The organism is Paenibacillus sp. J31P13, from assembly GCF_056269295.1.
This window is the reverse complement of record NZ_JBWDNR010000002.1, coordinates 330,735-348,369: the sequence shown is the minus strand read 5'-3', so window position 1 is coordinate 348,369 and position 17,635 is coordinate 330,735. Positions and strand designations below refer to the sequence as shown.

At 42.5% G+C, this 17,635-nt stretch carries 18 protein-coding genes; 2 read left to right on the top strand and 16 right to left on the bottom strand.

Going from position 1 to position 17,635, the window contains the following annotated elements:
• Nucleotides 1–65: 65 nt before the first annotated feature.
• The gene (locus tag AC0YOD_RS07760; protein ID WP_475798698.1) at nucleotides 66–980 is read left to right on the top strand and encodes a hypothetical protein; all 915 of its coding nucleotides are present in this window, start codon (nucleotides 66–68) and stop codon (nucleotides 978–980) included.
• A gap of 13 nt (nucleotides 981–993) precedes the next feature.
• Here the strand turns inward: AC0YOD_RS07760 and AC0YOD_RS07755 are convergent, their stop codons facing one another.
• Complete coding sequence (locus AC0YOD_RS07755) at nucleotides 994–1,320, bottom strand: rhodanese-like domain-containing protein (RefSeq protein ID WP_475798697.1); 327 nt, start codon at nucleotides 1,318–1,320, stop codon at nucleotides 994–996.
• Between the two features lie 240 nt (nucleotides 1,321–1,560).
• On the opposite strand from AC0YOD_RS07755, the gene serA reads away from it, so the two are divergent.
• Entirely contained in the window at nucleotides 1,561–3,150 is a 1,590-nt protein-coding gene (gene serA, locus AC0YOD_RS07750) for a phosphoglycerate dehydrogenase (protein ID WP_475798696.1), read from the top strand.
• Between the two features lie 127 nt (nucleotides 3,151–3,277).
• Here the strand turns inward: serA and AC0YOD_RS07745 are convergent, their stop codons facing one another.
• The 15 genes from AC0YOD_RS07745 to AC0YOD_RS07675 all read right to left on the bottom strand — a co-directional run bounded on the left by AC0YOD_RS07745 (nucleotide 3,278) and on the right by AC0YOD_RS07675 (nucleotide 17,007).
• Nucleotides 3,278–4,741: a HAMP domain-containing sensor histidine kinase gene (locus AC0YOD_RS07745; protein WP_475798695.1), complete on the bottom strand. Its 1,464-nt coding sequence runs from the start codon at nucleotides 4,739–4,741 to the stop codon at nucleotides 3,278–3,280.
• The gene (locus AC0YOD_RS07740) at nucleotides 4,742–5,458 is read right to left on the bottom strand and encodes a response regulator transcription factor (RefSeq protein WP_475798694.1); all 717 of its coding nucleotides are present in this window, start codon (nucleotides 5,456–5,458) and stop codon (nucleotides 4,742–4,744) included. It lies immediately after the preceding gene.
• Nucleotides 5,459–5,487: 29 nt separating this feature from the next.
• On the bottom strand, nucleotides 5,488–6,747 hold the full coding sequence (gene ccsA / locus AC0YOD_RS07735; RefSeq protein ID WP_475798693.1) for a cytochrome c biogenesis protein CcsA: 1,260 nt from the start codon (nucleotides 6,745–6,747) through the stop codon (nucleotides 5,488–5,490).
• Nucleotides 6,744–8,402 (bottom strand): cytochrome c biogenesis protein ResB, encoded by a 1,659-nt coding sequence (gene resB / locus AC0YOD_RS07730; protein ID WP_475799325.1) that lies wholly within the window; start codon nucleotides 8,400–8,402, stop codon nucleotides 6,744–6,746. Before resB ends, ccsA begins: the two co-directional genes overlap by 4 nt.
• 17 nt (nucleotides 8,403–8,419) lie before the next feature.
• Nucleotides 8,420–8,950, bottom strand: coding sequence for a redoxin domain-containing protein (locus AC0YOD_RS07725; RefSeq protein WP_475798692.1), 531 nt, complete (start codon nucleotides 8,948–8,950; stop codon nucleotides 8,420–8,422).
• Nucleotides 8,951–9,038: 88 nt separating this feature from the next.
• Nucleotides 9,039–9,782 carry a pseudouridine synthase gene (locus tag AC0YOD_RS07720; RefSeq protein ID WP_475799324.1) on the bottom strand — a complete coding sequence of 248 codons (744 nt, stop codon included), beginning with the start codon at nucleotides 9,780–9,782 and terminating at the stop codon, nucleotides 9,039–9,041.
• Between the two features lie 54 nt (nucleotides 9,783–9,836).
• The gene (locus tag AC0YOD_RS07715; protein ID WP_475799323.1) at nucleotides 9,837–10,340 is read right to left on the bottom strand and encodes a spore maturation protein; all 504 of its coding nucleotides are present in this window, start codon (nucleotides 10,338–10,340) and stop codon (nucleotides 9,837–9,839) included.
• Between the two features lie 25 nt (nucleotides 10,341–10,365).
• Nucleotides 10,366–11,031 carry a nucleoside recognition domain-containing protein gene (locus AC0YOD_RS07710; RefSeq protein WP_475798691.1) on the bottom strand — a complete coding sequence of 222 codons (666 nt, stop codon included), beginning with the start codon at nucleotides 11,029–11,031 and terminating at the stop codon, nucleotides 10,366–10,368.
• Nucleotides 11,032–11,130: 99 nt separating this feature from the next.
• Nucleotides 11,131–12,315 carry a D-alanyl-D-alanine carboxypeptidase family protein gene (locus AC0YOD_RS07705; protein ID WP_475799322.1) on the bottom strand — a complete coding sequence of 395 codons (1,185 nt, stop codon included), beginning with the start codon at nucleotides 12,313–12,315 and terminating at the stop codon, nucleotides 11,131–11,133.
• Nucleotides 12,316–12,447: 132 nt separating this feature from the next.
• Nucleotides 12,448–12,879 carry a GerW family sporulation protein gene (gene ytfJ / locus AC0YOD_RS07700; protein WP_475798690.1) on the bottom strand — a complete coding sequence of 144 codons (432 nt, stop codon included), beginning with the start codon at nucleotides 12,877–12,879 and terminating at the stop codon, nucleotides 12,448–12,450.
• A 254-nt stretch (nucleotides 12,880–13,133) separates the two neighbouring features.
• Nucleotides 13,134–13,826 (bottom strand): DUF2953 domain-containing protein, encoded by a 693-nt coding sequence (locus AC0YOD_RS07695; RefSeq protein WP_475798689.1) that lies wholly within the window; start codon nucleotides 13,824–13,826, stop codon nucleotides 13,134–13,136.
• A 61-nt stretch (nucleotides 13,827–13,887) separates the two neighbouring features.
• Nucleotides 13,888–14,490, bottom strand: a complete 603-nt coding sequence (gene scpB / locus AC0YOD_RS07690) for an SMC-Scp complex subunit ScpB (RefSeq protein ID WP_475798688.1) — start codon at nucleotides 14,488–14,490, stop codon at nucleotides 13,888–13,890.
• Complete coding sequence (locus AC0YOD_RS07685) at nucleotides 14,459–15,238, bottom strand: segregation and condensation protein A (RefSeq protein ID WP_475798687.1); 780 nt, start codon at nucleotides 15,236–15,238, stop codon at nucleotides 14,459–14,461. Before AC0YOD_RS07685 ends, scpB begins: the two co-directional genes overlap by 32 nt.
• 41 nt (nucleotides 15,239–15,279) lie before the next feature.
• Entirely contained in the window at nucleotides 15,280–15,750 is a 471-nt protein-coding gene (gene ribH / locus AC0YOD_RS07680; protein ID WP_475798686.1) for a 6,7-dimethyl-8-ribityllumazine synthase, read from the bottom strand.
• A gap of 21 nt (nucleotides 15,751–15,771) precedes the next feature.
• Nucleotides 15,772–17,007 (bottom strand): bifunctional 3,4-dihydroxy-2-butanone-4-phosphate synthase/GTP cyclohydrolase II, encoded by a 1,236-nt coding sequence (locus AC0YOD_RS07675; RefSeq protein ID WP_475798685.1) that lies wholly within the window; start codon nucleotides 17,005–17,007, stop codon nucleotides 15,772–15,774.
• Nucleotides 17,008–17,635: the final 628 nt, after the last annotated feature.

The following is a 17,635-nucleotide window of genomic DNA, read 5'->3' as shown; positions in this document are numbered from 1 at the left end:
ACCTTTTCACCTATACTGATGAAACAAATTCACTACATACTTTTTTACATAGAAGGAGAATAATGATGGAAAAGCGTTTAACAACCACTGCAATGTTATTTAGTATCGGATTTGTATTCCTGCTCGTGTGCACAGTAGGTGCCTTCTTCTACGGCATTAAGCTTGGCACGGAAAAGATTGAAGCCAAGTATAAGGTTGATACAGAAGGAACTGCTGCTATTGTTGTAAATCCTTATCAACAACAAGATTTGGTCTCATTCTATCATACCGTATTTTTACCTTATCGTGAATTTCAAAACGAATGGTTCGCAGCTATGAACAAATTATCGCAAGGAAAATCAAATGAAGCAACCTCGATGTTTAAAGATTTGTCCAAACTTGCCGAAACAAAGGCCAAGGAAGCAAGTTCCAATGATATGAAGGCATCTCCTTTGCTAGGAGAAGCGCAAGTTAGCTACATAAGAAGCTTGAAGCTTTTTAAAGAGGCAGCTGATAAAGCAGCAAAGAGCGCGAAGACTCTTTCCTTTAACGAATTAAAGAAGAGTGTTGAGAAAGAGAATGCCTATCTCTCTGCTACTAAGTTTTCATTAACTGCTCAACAAGCTTATTATTCTTCCATGCTCAAATGGGCAGCAACTGTTAATCTTGAGATTCCTTCTGAATATAAAGCGCCTGATCGATTAGAACTTGGTCAGTGGAAGAAGCTTCCTATAATGGTTAAGAATAAATTAATGGCTGATCAGCTTATGACTCGCAATCGTCTTACCTCCTATTATCCACAGGATTTGACTAGTCGAGTTGATGAATTTGTTCTATCAGGAGAAGCAACAAATATGAAGCTTCAAACGATCTCGGAAGTTGTCAATCTGCTCATTAATACGAAAGCGATTCGGACTGGCGACTTTACAGAAAGCAAATCTTCTCTTTATCAAGGTGCAACGCTTCCTCAGCTTCCTTTCTTCTTCACTGAAGCAGGTTAATCATTCGTTATTATCAATCATATTGAAATCCTTTTAATGAGGCTATAGCTGCCATACCGCCTGTAACATTGCGGAGGTCGCTGTAGCCTTGTTCTTCTAAATAGTCACATACCGCTCTGCTTCTGACGCCATGAGCGCAAATAATAAAGGTTGTTTTATTCTCATCGAGCTCGCCAAGGCGATTCGGAATCGAGTTCATTGGTATTAATTCTGCTGGCTCTATATGGTAATAATCCCATTCAAAAGACTCTCTCACATCTATCAATTGAATCGAATCAGACTGTCCATTTTCCAATAATTCTAATAAGTACTGAGGTGTCACATCTTGCCATTTTCTCATGAATAAAGACCTCCACTGTCGCATTATGTTGCTTATGATGCTTGAATCATAACTAAATTTACGAATATGTTCAAGTTTGAGCATTGCTTTTGTGCACTGCCTTGCTATAAAATAGAAAGGTCTAAGTTTGGAGATCAAACTCTCGTCCCGCTGCTGCACAACGGTTCCGGGTCGAGGGTTTTTCTGTACATATTAAGCGAAGCCATTATGCTTCGACCCACTTTAGGAGGCAAATTTCTCATGTTTAAAGTGTTAGTTTCGGATCCAATTAGCGATTTGGGCATCCAACAGCTTGTTGATGCAACAGATGTCTTAGTCGACAAAAAACCTGGTCTTAGTGAAGATGAGCTAGTAGCTATTATTGGCGAATATGATGCTCTTCTCGTTCGCAGTCAAACTCGTGTTACTGCAAGAATTATGGAAGCAGGCAAACAACTAAAGGTTGTTGGTCGTGCTGGCGTAGGCGTTGACAACATTGATCTAAACGCGGCTACACAACGCGGTATTATCGTTATTAATGCTCCTGACGGTAACACGATTACAACATGTGAACATACTTTTGCTATGATGATGGCTGTTGCTCGCCACATCCCGCAAGCGTATATGAAAACAGTAAGCGGGACTTGGGATCGCAAATCATTCCTAGGTGTTGAACTTCGCAACAAAACGCTAGGCGTACTTGGTATGGGACGTATCGGAAGTGAAGTTGCCAAACGTGCAAAAGCTTTCGGCATGGAAATTATGGGTTATGATCCGTTCATGACAGAAGAAAGAGCAGAGAAAATCGGTGTGAAGCTTGCAAGTGTTGATGATATCGTACGCAATGCTGACTTCATGACTGTTCACACTCCTCTTACTCCAGAAACTCGTCATATGATCGGCAAAGCGCAATTTGGCGTTATGAAGCCTGGCATGCGTATCGTTAACTGCGCACGCGGTGGAATTATTGATGAAATCGCACTTGTAGATGCAGTCAATGAAGGAATAGTAGCCGGAGCAGCGTTTGACGTATTCGAGGTTGAGCCGCCAGCTGAAGACCATCCATTCCTGACTCATCCAAAAATTATCGTTACACCTCACCTTGGCGCATCAACAGTTGAAGCACAAGAAAATGTAGCGATTGATGTATCGGAGCAAGTTCTTCATATTCTTCGGAATGAGCCGTTCATTAACGCAGTTAACATGCCTCCGATTCCTGCTAACCTGCAAAACATTCTTCAACCGTACTTTACGCTTGGCGAGAAGCTTGGAAGCTTCATCGCGCAATCAACAGAAGGTGCTGTAACAGAAATCGTTGTAGGCTATGCTGGAGAGCTTGCTGAGGTGGATACACAACCGTTGACACGTCATATTGTTCGCGGAGTACTTGCCCATCACCTTGGTTCCGATCAAGTAAATGTGGTTAACTCTCTGCATCTTGCGAAGGTTCGTGATGTGAATATTGTTATCCAAAAATCACATGCTTCCAAAGACTTCACAAACCTTGTTACGGTTGCTCTTCGTACGAAGAAGGAAGAACGTGTCGTTTCCGGTACTCTATTGACGGGTTATGGTCAACGTATTGTACAAATCGACAAGTTCCCTGTTGATGTAACACCAGAAGGAAACCTCATTCTTATCTCGCATAACGATAAACCAGGTATTATCGGCCGTGTCGGAACGCTTCTTGGTACTAATGATGTCAACATTGCTACAATGCAAGTAGGTCGCCAACTTGAAGGCGGTTCTGCAATCATGGTGCTGCGCGTAGACAAAGAAACACCTAAGCACGTTCTAGAGCAGCTTACAAGCTTGCCTGAGCTTAACACAGCTCAAGAAATCACTCTTTAATACCTACTCTTAACTATATGAATCAAGAGCCAGCCGGTCTACCGGCTGGCTCTTGATGTTTCACGAACAACAAGAATTATCTGCTGTTTTCTACAAAAAAAACGCTCCATAAGGAGCGCTTTGACAACTATTGATGTGCTTCGACAGGCAATAGCAATGTAAATGAAGTACCTTTACCCGATGAGCTTTCGACAACAATTCTTCCATTATGGAGGTCAATTAAATTTTTCACGATAGCAAGACCCAGTCCTGTACCAATTGTTGATCCTCGTTTCCTTGCCTTGTCTGCCTTATAGAATCGTTCGAATATATAAGGCACGTCCTCTTTCGGTATGCCTTGTCCTTCATCTTTAACACTTAAATGAACATAATCCACTGCATTCACTGATTCCTGCTTACCTGCTACAATAATCGTTTTGCCAGATGGTGTATGACGCAAGGCATTATCAAGCAAGTTCGTCAGTACCTGCTCCAATCTATCCTCATCCGCTTCCTTCACGACGAGCGGCGTGTCAGGCAGTTCTGCAAGAAGTGTAACCTCACGTTCCTTTGCGTAAACCTGAAATTTTCGATGGACCCTTTTCACAACATTACTCAGATCGACCTCTTGGAAATTCATGTCCACATGGCCGGCTTCCATTCGAGCGATATCGAGAAAGTCATTTACCAGACGCCCCATGCGCAGAGATTCATCGTGAATAACTTGAACAAGATCTTTACGATCCTCCGGTGATACGACGATATCATCTAGAAGCGCTTCACTATAACCTTGCAGCATCGAAAGAGGCGTTCTAATCTCATGTGATATATTAGCAACAAAATCTCTTCTCAGCTTCTCAAGCTTATGCTCCTCCGTTACATTACGCATAACGGCAACCGCACCACGAACAACACCATTTGTTTGCAGAGGGGCCATAACAACTGACCAAACACTATTCAGTACATTTATTTTCTCCTGAACATCCAGGCCCTCTTCCATCACCTTCATATACAAATCTCTAAGCGGCATCGGAACCTCAGAGCAGGAATTCTCGTTATCCAACAAATCCTCCTGCCAGGCAAGCTCTAGTCCAGACCATTCATTGATGAGTATTTGACCGCTTGGGTTCGTAAGAATAACCTTACCTTCCGCACTAAATGTCATGACACAATCGCCCATACTCCGTAAAATGCTGGACAACTGGTTTTTCTCATGATTCAAATCATGAATCAGCTTGTCCAATTGCTCGGTCATATGGTTAAACGTATTAGCCAATTCGCCAATCTCATCCGTAGAACGAATATTTACTCTTGTGCTGTAATCGCCCTGAGATACGGAATCCGCAGCCTCCTTAAGCTGGAGGAGCGGTTGCTGTATTTTCTTTGATAAGAAAAAGGCAAAGAAGGTCGATAATAAAAATCCTATTACAGCTGTGATAACAAATAGCATTTTCACTTTATATGCATCATCAAATGAAATAATGTCCACGTATTGAAGCAGAAACATTCCTACAATAAGCAATACAACCGCAACAAGCAGCATGATCGTTGCCCAAAGCTTGCCTACTACGCTGCGCAACAGCTTACCTAAAGATCGTTGCCACACGTTCATTTACTTTGGCACCTCAAGTTTATATCCAACGCCCCATACGGTTGTGATCATCGACGCAGCGTCAGGCGATACTTTATTAAGCTTCTCACGAAGTCGCTTCACATGCGTATCAACGGTTCGTAAATCACCGAAAAATTCATAGTTCCATACATCTTTGAGCAGTTCCTCACGTGAGAACACTTTATCTGGCGATACCGCCAAGTAATGAAGCAATTCGTATTCTTTCGGTGTTAGGCTGACCTCTTGTCCGCCAGCTGTTACCCGGTGCGCATCATGCTCAATAACAAGATGTGGAAATACGATATTGTTGCTTGAGTTAATCTCTTTCGTAAGGAATGCGGTTGCTGACGACCGACGCAAAATAGCTTTTACCCGATAGATAACTTCACGCGGACTAAACGGCTTAACGACATAATCATCTGCTCCTACTTCAAAACCTTGCACACGATTCATCTCTTCGCCCTTCGCAGTGAGCATGATTACGGGTGTAGCCTTTACTTGCCGTAAACGTGAACATACCTCTACTCCGTCTATACCCGGAAGCATCACGTCAAGCAGGATGAGCGCATAATCTGTACTCGACGCTAGTCTAAGCGCAGTTTCGCCATCCTCTGCCTCATCAATCGTGTAGCCTTCCTTCTCTAAATACATTTTGAGAAGTCGACGAATTCTTTCTTCATCATCTACAACCAGTATACGATTTGAATAATCTGACATTCGACATTACTCCTCTGCATTCAAGAAACCTAGGTCCCTGAATATGAATGTAAACCAGCAATAACAAGGTTAACCCCTACTAGGGTAAACAATACAACAACAAAACCGATTACTGCAAGCCAAGCCGAGCGGTTGCCTTGCCAGCCGCGCGACAAGCGGAAATGTAAATAAGCACTGTAATACAACCAAGTGATAAGAGCCCATACTTCCTTCGGATCCCATCCCCAGAAGCGGCCCCACGCAATATTCGCCCAAATCATAGCAAAGATTAGCGCACCTAGCGTGAAGATTGGATAGCCTATCGCGATAGCACGATAACTGATTTCATCCAGATCTTCGGGATCAATGCCCTCCATCATAGGATGAATAACAGCTCCAAGTGGTTTACGGAACACAAGTCTCAGCAGTCCATACAAAATGGAACCTGCAATAATAGACCAAATCACAGTGTTCAGCTTGCGTCCTGAGTTTACCCCAGTCATCCAGCCTGGCGCTTCCATTAGCGGTTTGCTCATGCCAAGGAAAGATTCATATTCAACAATTTCACTATTATAAGGTTTAACAATTGGAGGCAAGTTATAAACGACTGACTCCGTTGCAGTTGATTCAATACCTTTAGCATCGATTTTTGAAGTTTCTTGAATAAACTCTGCCTCGTATCCCATGCCGCGGAAAGCGAAAACGGCGATAATAAAGCCAACAAGAATGATAATCGTGTAAAGTGAAAATTCAACCCAAAATTGTTGTTTACGCGCTTCCTTACTTTTACCTTTGAAATCAACAACTCTCAACAAGTACATCAGTCCAGCTGCAAACCCGACAGCAAAGAATGCTTCTCCAAGTGCTGCAGTCGTTACATGAACCTTTAGCCAAACCGAGCTAAGAGCTGGTATTAGAGGCTGTACTTCTTGAGGGAAAACAGAAGCATAAGCAACAATAAGAACAGTAAGGGGCAGCGTGAACATTCCCAGTAAAGCTTTTCTGTAAATAGCATATACAATTGTGAATGCAATCATAATTGCCATACCTAAAAAGGTCATAAATTCATACATATTACTAGTTGGGATTTGTCCGCTTCCTGCCCAGCGAGTAAAGAAGAACGTAAGATGTGCGGCTAGTCCCAAACTTGATGTAACAAAAGATATTGTTCCCCAGCGCTTTTCATGCTTTACAGGATCACGGTTGCTCCAATTCTTACCCGCAATCGTGATGACATAGAATAGAAATGCAAAACAATAAAGAAAAAATGCGGCTATAAACGCATCGCTGCTAAAATCAACTAAACTCACGCGTTGTTCCCTCCGTTATCGAGCGACTTCGAATCTACAGTAATACCTACTTTTTTGAGAGCCCATGCAACATCAGATCGTATGCCAAACCAGTTTTTATTCGTATGTGCTCCTAGAGAAAGCTTGCCTTCATCTACACGCAGCCATATTCTGCGATGCTGCCAATACGAGCCCATTAGCAGACCTATCATGGAGAACGTGGCTCCAACCCATACATAGGGCAGTGCAGTATCTCTTCGTACATTCAAGTATGTAGAAGCTTCCGAGAAATTAACATTTTCCATTCCGTCAACTCGGATTTCAATCTTATCTGCAATCGCAGCATTAATGACATCCTGTGAAAACTTCACCTTATCCTTCTGCATAGGGAAGTACATATAAGGCTCACCTGCGGGATCAAGTCCTGGTCCCTTCACAGTAAAGATAAATGCCGGTGCGATCGGATCACGAGATAGTGTTGTAGGCTTTCCGTCAGTCCCAATTGCAAATTCCATGTAATTCGCATATAAATCAAGCGTGTAAGGCCCTACCTTATGCTGCAAAGCGGAATCCTTCATTGGCAAATCGAAAGGACCATACTTTTCACCTGTTTCTTTGTTCACTACAATCGGATGAACAGCTTTCAAACGAGGCGTTGTATCGAAATCAAATTGATAGAGCTTTAAACCCTTGTATTTGAGTGGAGAGTTCACAACAATGTCATGACGCTTCACTTCTTCTAACACTGGTTCTTGCTTACTATCATTACAATTGCTCACACATTCGTAGAGCACTGCTTTTGTTTCGAACATTTTAGCCCGTGCCTTGCCCTTCAACTTCTCAGGCAATTCTTCATCGGTGTAATACTCAACCGTAAACTTCTCATTTTTCACGTAATAATTGGAGTCCGCAATTTGAACCGTATCGCCGTCTGGAACCGTAATATAACTATCCACTTGCCAGCCTGGAATACTGCGCGCCAATATCGCAAGTAAAAACAAGATGAGACCAATATGATTAATATAAGGTCCCCATCGGCTAAAACGGTTTTTCTCAGCGAGAAGTGCAGAACCGTCACGATGAACGCGATAGCCCTTCCGTTTCAATTGATCGCCAAACGTCTCAACCCATTGCTCTGGATTACCTTCGATCGTATATTTGAATACGGTTTTCTGACGATGAAGGAATTGCAAGTGCTTGCGAATTTGTTGTTTGTTAAGTGCTCTGTAAAGAGGTAAAATCCGGTCAAGACTGCAAATAACCAGCGAAGTTCCAATCATAACGAGCAAACCAATGAACCACCAGGATTCATAGGTATGTGACAGCCCAAGCAAATAATATATTTTCCCAGGCAAGCCATAAGAATCCTCATAATAAAACGACGGATCGAAGCTGTTAATAAACGTGTTCTCTTGCGGGAAAATCGTACCGAGCATGGCTGTCAAAAAAGTAATAACGATCAAATAGATCGCAATTTTGACAGAGGAGAAAAAGTTCCATATTCGATCAATGATGTTCGGATTGCTTTTTTGCGAACGACGGGCAACACCGTCATAGCGCATTTCTAATGGCAAATCCGAATTATCATTATTTTCGAGCGGCTTGCCGCAGCTCTCACATAATACCGTACCAACCGAGTTTTGATGGCCACACTCGCATTTTGTGTTTTCAACCACTAACACTGTAAAACCTCCTACAGCTTAACCAGCCGTTCAATCCGTTCATCAATTTCTGCTTCCGTCATGCCGCCTACCTTAATTTCCATCATCGTACCATCCGGCTTGATGAAGAACGTAGTTGGGTATGACTTCAACCCATATTTACGCTCCGTATTCCGATTCACATCTCGTAAGATCGGATAATGTAAATTAAAGTTTCGAACGAAATTATTCACCGTTAACGTATCCTCACTTAAGTTAATAGCAAGAACGACGAGCCCCTGATCCTTCCATTTCGAATACTGCAGCTCAAACTCAGGCATTTCCTTCACACACGGCGGACAGAAAGTACCCCAAAAGTTAACGACTACTGGTTTCCCCTTATAATTCGACAACTGCTGCTCGTTGCCGTCTAAATCATAAAGCTTAAAATCAGGTGCTTTGCTTCCTGTTTTTAGAAGTGCATTATCGTCCGCGCCAAATAAGGTAGATCCAATAGCATACCCACCTATAATCAAGACGGCAATTAATATGATAATCTGCACCGTCTTACGCGACTTTCCCATTCTCAAAATCACCACCAGCTCTGTGTATGCAGACTCACGATTATATCCATTATAACGAAAATTCGACGGCAATTACTGCCGCCGTCGATTACTTTTTATGAACTTTATGTGTCTTGTTTGCTATGTCTAGCAGTTCTTTCACTTCAACTGGCGTAAGATGACGATACTTGCCTCTGCCTAGGTTTTCAAGTCCAAGCTCACCAAATCGAATACGCTTCAGCCTTATTACTTTATGACCAATGGCTTCGAACATACGACGCACTTGACGGTTACGACCTTCGAAAATCGTAATCGTAATGGTAGCTTCATTGCCTTCTGTGTCCACATCGTGATATTCCACAGATGCTGGTGCAGTCATGCCATCCTCCAGCTTAATTCCCTTTTCGAGCTTTTCCAAATCCGTTCCGTGAGGAACGCCTTTGACTGTTGCGCGATAGGTTTTTGGAACATGATGGCTCGGATGCGTCAACAAATTGGCGAATTCGCCATCATTTGTTAATATAAGCAATCCTTCCGTATCGTAATCCAATCGACCGACCGGATATACACGCTCTTTAATACCTGGCAGAAAGTCAGAAACAACCTTGCGCCCTTGCGGATCTTTAGCGCTTGTTATAACGCCCTTCGATTTATTGAGCATGAGATATAGTTTCTTCTCGCTTCTGATGGGCTTTCCATTAACCGAAATCGTATCGACTGCAGGATCAGCTTTCACTCCAAGCGTAGTAACCTTCTCACCATTTACCTCAATCATTCCTGCTAAAATCATTTCTTCACATTTGCGACGGGATGCGATACCCGCAGCGGCTAATATTTTCTGTAATCGTTCCAATGCTTTCACCTCAATCTCCATCATAACGATATGGAGCACAAAGTACAAGCTTCTCTAACCGAATATGTATAAGCAAATGAATATTGCAGCCAAAAAACCGACTAAATCTGAAAATAAACCAACTTTTAGTGCATAACGTGTTCTTCGAATGCCGATTGCTCCAAAATAAACGGTTAATACATAAAGTGTTGTGTCCGTACTTCCTTGAATCGTGGAGGCCATTCTGCCGATCATAGAATCCGGGCCGAAATTTTGAATAAGATCAGTAGTGAATGCAAGTGAGCCAGCTCCCGTTAAGGGACGCAAAATACCTAGCGGCAATACCTCACTAGGTATGCCTATCCAGTCAAATAAGGGACGTACAGCAGAGAGCAGCAGCTCTAGTGCACCAGACGCTCGGAACATACTAATAGCAACCATCATGCCCACCAAATGTGGAATGATATTAATAGCTGTACCAAAACCATCCTTAGCTCCTTCTACAAAAGTTTCATATACGGGTACTTTACGTCTTAAAGCTGCATAAAGAGGAATAAATACAATGATTGCTGGAATCATCCATGCAGAAAGATTGGAGAATATATTATACAACCGTCTCACCTCCACCAGAAACGGTTACTGGAGTGGCCTTACTATTTTTAGAGTTATTTGTTTTTGAAGGATTTATTGGCGGTCGTGATTTCCGCCTGTACCAGCGATCAGCGAGTATGGCAGCGGAGGTTGCAACAAAGGTAGCGGCAAGGGTTGTTCCGATAATTTCAGCCGGATTAGCAGAACCGTAATTCATTCTTATGGCAATAAGCGTTGTTGGAATAACAGTAATACTTGAAGTATTAAGAGCAAGCAGTGTACACATTGCCGGTGTAGCTGTGATTTCATCTGGATTAAGCTTTTGCAGCTCTTGCATAGCTTTAATTCCCATTGGCGTTGCAGCATTGCCGAGACCGAATAAGTTGGCACTCAAATTGCTCATTATGTAGCCGATAGCAGGGTGATTGCGGGGCACATCCGGAAATAACATTCTAACCACTGGTCCCAACATACGCGCAAGCTTCTGTAGCAGACCTGCATCTTCCGCTATTCGCATCATTCCGAGCCAAAATACCATGATACTGATTAAACCGAAACTTACGGTGACGCCTGATTTTGCCCCCTCGAAGGCAGCTTGCGTCACCGCATCCATCTTACCGGTTACTGCAGCTACTACGACACTTGCAACAATAAAAAACAACCAAATCCAATTTACCATCAAAGCCGCCTCCCCCATTTAAAACTTGCCTTTGGTTATATCCAATACGGCAATTCTATAATGAATAAGCGTCTCCCGCGCTATTCCATTATTTGAGCATTAGAATAAAGCTTCCAGTACCTTGTCCAATAATCGATGTATTTTACCTATTTCATTATTTTTAGTCGCTTTTTCAAAGTCATTTAATGATTGCATGGACTTTGGCGACACCGTCGATTGCTTTAATCTGTTGCTTGTCGAATCGAATACGGGAACTTTTCCAATTTGCTCGTCATTTAAATACCATTCCACTACTCCCCGTTCACCAAGAGAGAAACGAGTCGTATTTTGATCAATCAGGACCAAACGAGATTGAATAAGCTCTGCTTCTTCTTTAGCTAATGGATATTTAAAGGTTTGTCCAACTGCATAGGGATACCCTACAATTTCTTCACCTCTTTGAACAAGCTGTTGGAGCGGATAAAAATGAAAGCCCCAATCAAGCATTTTACGATGATCCATCCAATCATCACTATCATTTATCGTAACGGCTACAAGCTGCTGCCCTTCTCTAGTAGCGGAACTAACCAAGCAGCGAAGAGCTTTTTTGGTATAGCCTGTTTTTACACCGTCAGCGCCCTCATACATACCAAGCATTTTATTTTTGTTGATATACTTGTAATCCCAATTATCATGTGGGTTGGGAACTTTCTTCTCTTTCGTACTTACAATCTCTGCAAAAACTTTATTTTTCAGTGCGTAAGCGGTCAATTTGGCTAGATCATTAGCTGAGGAATAATGTCCTTCTTCATCTAAACCATGTGGATTTTTGAACTGAGAATGCGTTAAACCGAGAAATACTGCTTTTTCATTCATGAGATGAACAAAGCCATCCTCAGAGCCCCCGACATGCTCTGCAATAGCAGTAGCTGCATCATTGCCCGATCTCAGCATAAGACCATAAAGCATATTGGATAAACTCATTTCTTCACCCAGTTGAAGATAAATCGAAGAGCCTTCTCTACCCGCTGCCCGCTTACTCACCTTCACCATATCCGTTAGTTTGCCATGTTCAATCGCTACGATCGCTGTCATTATTTTTGTCAAACTGGCTATTCGCATCGATGTATCACCATTATTGCTATACAATAATCGTCCTGACTCCACATCCACAAGTGCGGATGCTTTTGCATTTGTATGCATCGAACTAGGAGAAGCACTCGCTGTCGAATGGAAGCTTGTCCCCGTCATTAATGCCAAAAACAAGCCAAGCGCAACGACCCGCCGCAGCTTTTTGAAAACCATATTCATACTTGCCCCTCTCGCCCTGTTTGTATTGTTGCTTCTGCATGCGTGATTTAGTATATGCCTGTACACCATGCTCTAGACGAAAAATGTCTAACAAAAAATGAAAAACTGCCCTTGCGGGCAGTTATGTCACAAGAGTTCATTATTTGAGGTAGGTGGATTTATTAACGATTGAAGCTTATCGAACACAAATGGTGCGGAATCAATGACACGCTCAAGTAAATGTGTTTGATTATCCAGCGGTAAAATTTTCACTCCATGTGTTCCAACAACTAGAAATGCGATTGGCGTAATCGATACACCGCCGCCGCTTCCTCCACCGAAAGGCATCGATACCGAAGCATTATGAGCATCCGATTGCGACCCATTTTTTTGCTCAGAATCATCAAGTCTGATATCACTGCCCCCTGCAACAAAACCAAAGCCCACTTTCGAGATAGGCAAAATAATACTTCCATCTGGCGTTTGAACGGGGCTGCCGACGATTGTGTCTACATCCACCATTTCCTTGATATTCTCCATTGCTGTTTGCATTAAGCCTTGGATAGGATGCTCTGCCATAGTTATTCCTCCTGAAATGTTTTGTGAAGCGAAGCTCCAATACATAATCATAATCATCACAGCAAAACTGATGGAACATATTCTGAGTGCGATATAGATAAGGACTTACCCACGCTTCCTGTATTGTGCGCACTTTGTGGCAGGAGTATGTATGTCGGATAGACGAGAAAAATACATTCTATGCAAAAAAACAGTTGAAAAGGAGTACTCCTTTTCAACTGTTTCATCCGTATTATTTGCAACTATTATTTACACTAAGCTTTAAATAAAAGCTTTTTCCAAATTTTTATTTCACCTTTGCTTTTTTTCATTCGAATATATAGGTGAATGGCAGCAAGAATAGCTTGACCATAGCTTAGTTTAGCTTTGCATGACCATTCAGTCGTAAATACATTGTGCTGGTAAATCGGTTGAACACTCATCATTGGCTCACCCTTTAATTTAACCATCTGTGAAAAGAATCCTAAAACCGATGTTTTTACAGACCAAACAACACCTGTAGCCATAGCCGTCCACATCGCGTCTCCTGTTCCGATTGTGGTCATCCATTTCCATTCTAAAATTTCCACCTTCATCAATGTCTGTTTGACCCAGCGTTTTAAATTTTTTGTTATTTGCAAAATGTGTTTGAATTTTTCGATTCCGTTAGCGACCTTATCTGCATCTATTTCCTCGTTGTATTGCTTCCACGTATTTACGCCTGGATTTTTTGTGGAAACCTCCTCTTTCACCAACAACGATGAACCGGTAAATTTAATAATCGGAATCTTATGATGGTATTTTAACAAACCAAATATGGCCTTTATGTCGATTTCCGCATCATCATTATGTCCATTTCGCCGGAAATGTGCATGAATTGTTACAGGAGAGAGAATGACCGTAATGGCTAAAATGACCAAAAAAAAGAGACCTGCCGCCGTTATCCAACCGAAAGGGTGACTCAGCATTACAATGCTTCCTCCGTTTCCCTAATATGGGTTGAATATAGTATGACCCGGCGGTCAAATCTCATTCTTTAATTTCATCAATTGTCATTTGTTGATTTTCTAATCTTTCGAACAAGAGCTGCGTTTGTTCCTCCAACGCATCTTCCATATCAACATTTCCTGGTTCTGGAAGCTCTTTAATAGATGGTAAACCGAAATAATCCAAAAATGATTTCGTTGTTCCGTACAAAATAGGTCTTCCGATTGCTTCAGCTCGTCCTACTTCTTCAATCAAATCCTTAGAAACCAAGGATTGAATCGCTCTGTCGCTCTTCACACCTCGTATTTCTTCGATAATAATTCTAGTAATAGGCTGGCGATAGGCGACAATGGACAATGTTTCTATCGCAGCTTGAGAAAGCTGCGAACGAGTAGGCGTGTAAGCCATACGTTCAAAATAAGGCGCATGCTCAGGATGTGTTGTAAGTCTGTAAGAAGCAGCAACCTCCGAAATTTGTACGCCTCGTCCCTCTCGTTCCAAATCACGCTGCAAATCATACACTAAATCTGAGGCAAGGTCAGCATCCAGCTCCAAAATGTCTGCTAGCTGTCGCTTCGTTAAACCTTCATCACCCGCCATGAACAGCAGGCCCTCAATAATCGTCTTCAATTTCTGATAGTCCACTTTCCGAAGAATCCCCTTTCCAATGAATGACGATGTCTTCAAACAAATGATGCTGGAAGCAACGAATATGCTTCATTTTCATAAGCTCTAATATCGCCAGAAATGTAACGACAATCTCTTGCCGATCCATATTCTCACCGATTAATCGTGAAAACCTAACCGTATCAAATTGTTTCAGCACTACTATAATATCACGTATCCGATCCTTCACCGATATTTCATCACGCTGAACGGTTGCAACCACATTCCGTCTAGATGCACGACGGAGTGCTTTTTGAAAAGCGGTAATGAGATCAGCTAGATGTAATCCTTCTACAGGATTTACGATCTCTTCCTTCATGAATGGAGACATATCCTCAGGCTCGCGAGAATAGATCAGACTGCGCTCGAATTCCTTCTCGCGCAGCTGATCTGCAATTTGCTTGAATTTACGATACTCCATCAATTTTTGAATAAGCTCATCTCGCGGGTCTAAACCATCATCTGGCCAATCCTCATACTCTTCTTCAAATACGGGGGGCTTCGGAAGCAGCTGCTTGCTCTTAATCGCCAGTAAGGTAGCCGCCATAACTAAAAACTCACTTGTTACCTCAAGCTCCAACACCTTCATCGCATGCAAGTATTCCATATATTGAATCGTTATCTCGCTGATAGATACTTCATGGATATCAATTTCGGATTTGTCGATCAAGTGAAGCAATAGATCAAGGGGTCCCTCAAAAGAATCCAGCTTGTAAAGCACCGACACACCTATTTCCTCCCGCCTAACTGTAACTGTAGCTTACTTGCTTAACCTTGCAATTGTTTGGTCAAATTGGCCATTTCAATTGCACTGGTCGCTGCTTCGTAGCCTTTATTTCCTGCTTTTGTTCCAGCACGCTCAATGGCTTGCTCGATGGAATCAACAGTTAGAACACCGAAAATAGTTGGAATTCCTGTTTTTAGCGCAATAGCTGCTACACCTTTAGCTGCTTCATTGCACACGAAATCAAAATGCGGTGTTGACCCTCTAATAACTGCGCCTAGTGTTATAACAGCATCATACTTGCCGCTCTCCGCCATTTTTTGCGCGATTAATGGAATTTCAAATGCACCTGGAACCCAAGCTACTTCTACATCCTCTTCTTGCGCACCATGACGTTTAAAAGCGTCAAGCGCTCCTCCTAGAAGCTTGCTGGAAATAAATTCGTTGAAACGACCGACAACTACTCCATATTTTAAACCTTCCGAAACTAAATGTCCCTCATATATACGTGTCATTTGTTTTCTTCCTCTCAACTCTTAAATTTTATAGTCTGTTTCCTCAAAACGCAATAAGTGTCCTAATTTTGTTTTTTTGGTGTGCAAATAATTATTATTATCTTCATTCGCATCCATCTGTATCGGAACCCGTTCAACAATCTCTAGGCCGTAACCTTCCAGACCTTTAATTTTACGGGGATTATTCGTTAATAGTCGCATTTTGCGGATGCCAAGATCCTTCAAAATTTGTGCACCTATACCATAATCGCGTAAATCTGCCGGAAAGCCAAGCTTTAAATTTGCATCGACTGTATCGAAGCCCTCTTCTTGCAGCACATACGCTTTTAATTTATTAATCAAACCGATGCCTCTGCCCTCTTGGCGCATGTAGAGAAGTACGCCGCTGCCTGCCTCATTGATTTGTCTAAGTGCAGCTTCTAGTTGAGGTCCGCAATCGCAACGATGTGAATGGAAGACGTCGCCAGTCAAGCATTCTGAATGCACCCGAACTAACAATGTGCTCTCAGGATCAATGTCTCCTTTAACAAGCGCGACATGCTCTTTATCATCGACCAAATTAGTATAAGCAATAGCACGGAATGTACCAAAATCAGTTGGAAGCTTCACTTCAACCGCACGTTCTACAAGCTTTTCCTTATCATTTCGATATTTAATCATATCTTGAATTGTGATCAGCTTCAAATTATGCTTCTCTTTAAAAGTGATCAAATCTGGCAAACGCGCCATCGTTCCGTCTTCGTTAATAATTTCGCAAATAGCGCCAGCAGGCTCGGAACCGCACATAATTGCGAGATCAATGGCTGCCTCGGTATGGCCAGCACGACGAAGGACACCGCCTGATTTGGCAATTAGCGGGAAGATATGGCCAGGTCTGCGGAAATCGGACGCTTTTGTTGATGGATCAATTAAGGCTTTCACGGTTTGCGAACGTTCGGCTGCTGAAATCCCCGTCGTCGTATCTATATAATCGACTGAGACCGTAAAGGCTGTGCCATGATTGTCGGTATTGTTTGCGACCATCGGCGGCAACTCCAGTTCCTCTGCACGCTCCTGCGTAATGGGAACACATACCAATCCGCGCGCCTCCGAAATCATAAAGTTTATCACTTCTGGCGTTGTTTTGTCGGCAAGCGCAATGAGATCTCCCTCATTCTCGCGATCCTCATCATCCACAACGATAATCGGCTTCCCTAGCTTCAAATCATTTAATGCATCTTCAATTGAATCAAATACGTTTTTATCTGTATTGTGCATATGGGAATTCCCTCCTTTGTGCTACCCAGCTCCCTGTTAAGGGATTCCTACTTATCCTTCAAAGGCATTTACCCATACTCTTTAAGGTTTTTTCTACCATTCCTTTTAAGGTCTCTTTTCATACCATTCAAGGATCTTAACCATGACTTCAAAGGTATTTTTTAAATCTTCTTTGGTTAACCAAGCTTTCCAAGCTTCAAAAACATTTCGAACCCACCCAAACCCTCCCTTCCAAGGGAGGGCTCCGAGGACTGCGTCCTCTGGACACCTGCAATTGGACTAACGTGGCGCACACAGGGATTGTTTTGAGTAATGTTATGCGTTAGCTCGCTTTCGTCCCTGCGGGACACGCTAACTTTGGGTTTTATTACTTTTGGTGATATTGGTGCTATGTTTGTGCGATTGATGCTTTTCATGCTACTGGTGCTGTATTGTACGTTTGATGCTTATCGTTCTATCTGTGCTGTATTGTACGTTTGATGCTTATCGTGCTATTGGTGCTGTATTGTACGTTTGATGCTTATCGTGCTATTGGTGCTGTATTGTACGTTTGATGCTTATCGTGCTATTGGTGCTGTATTGTACGTTTGATGCTTATCGTGCTATCGGTGCTGTATTGTACGTATGA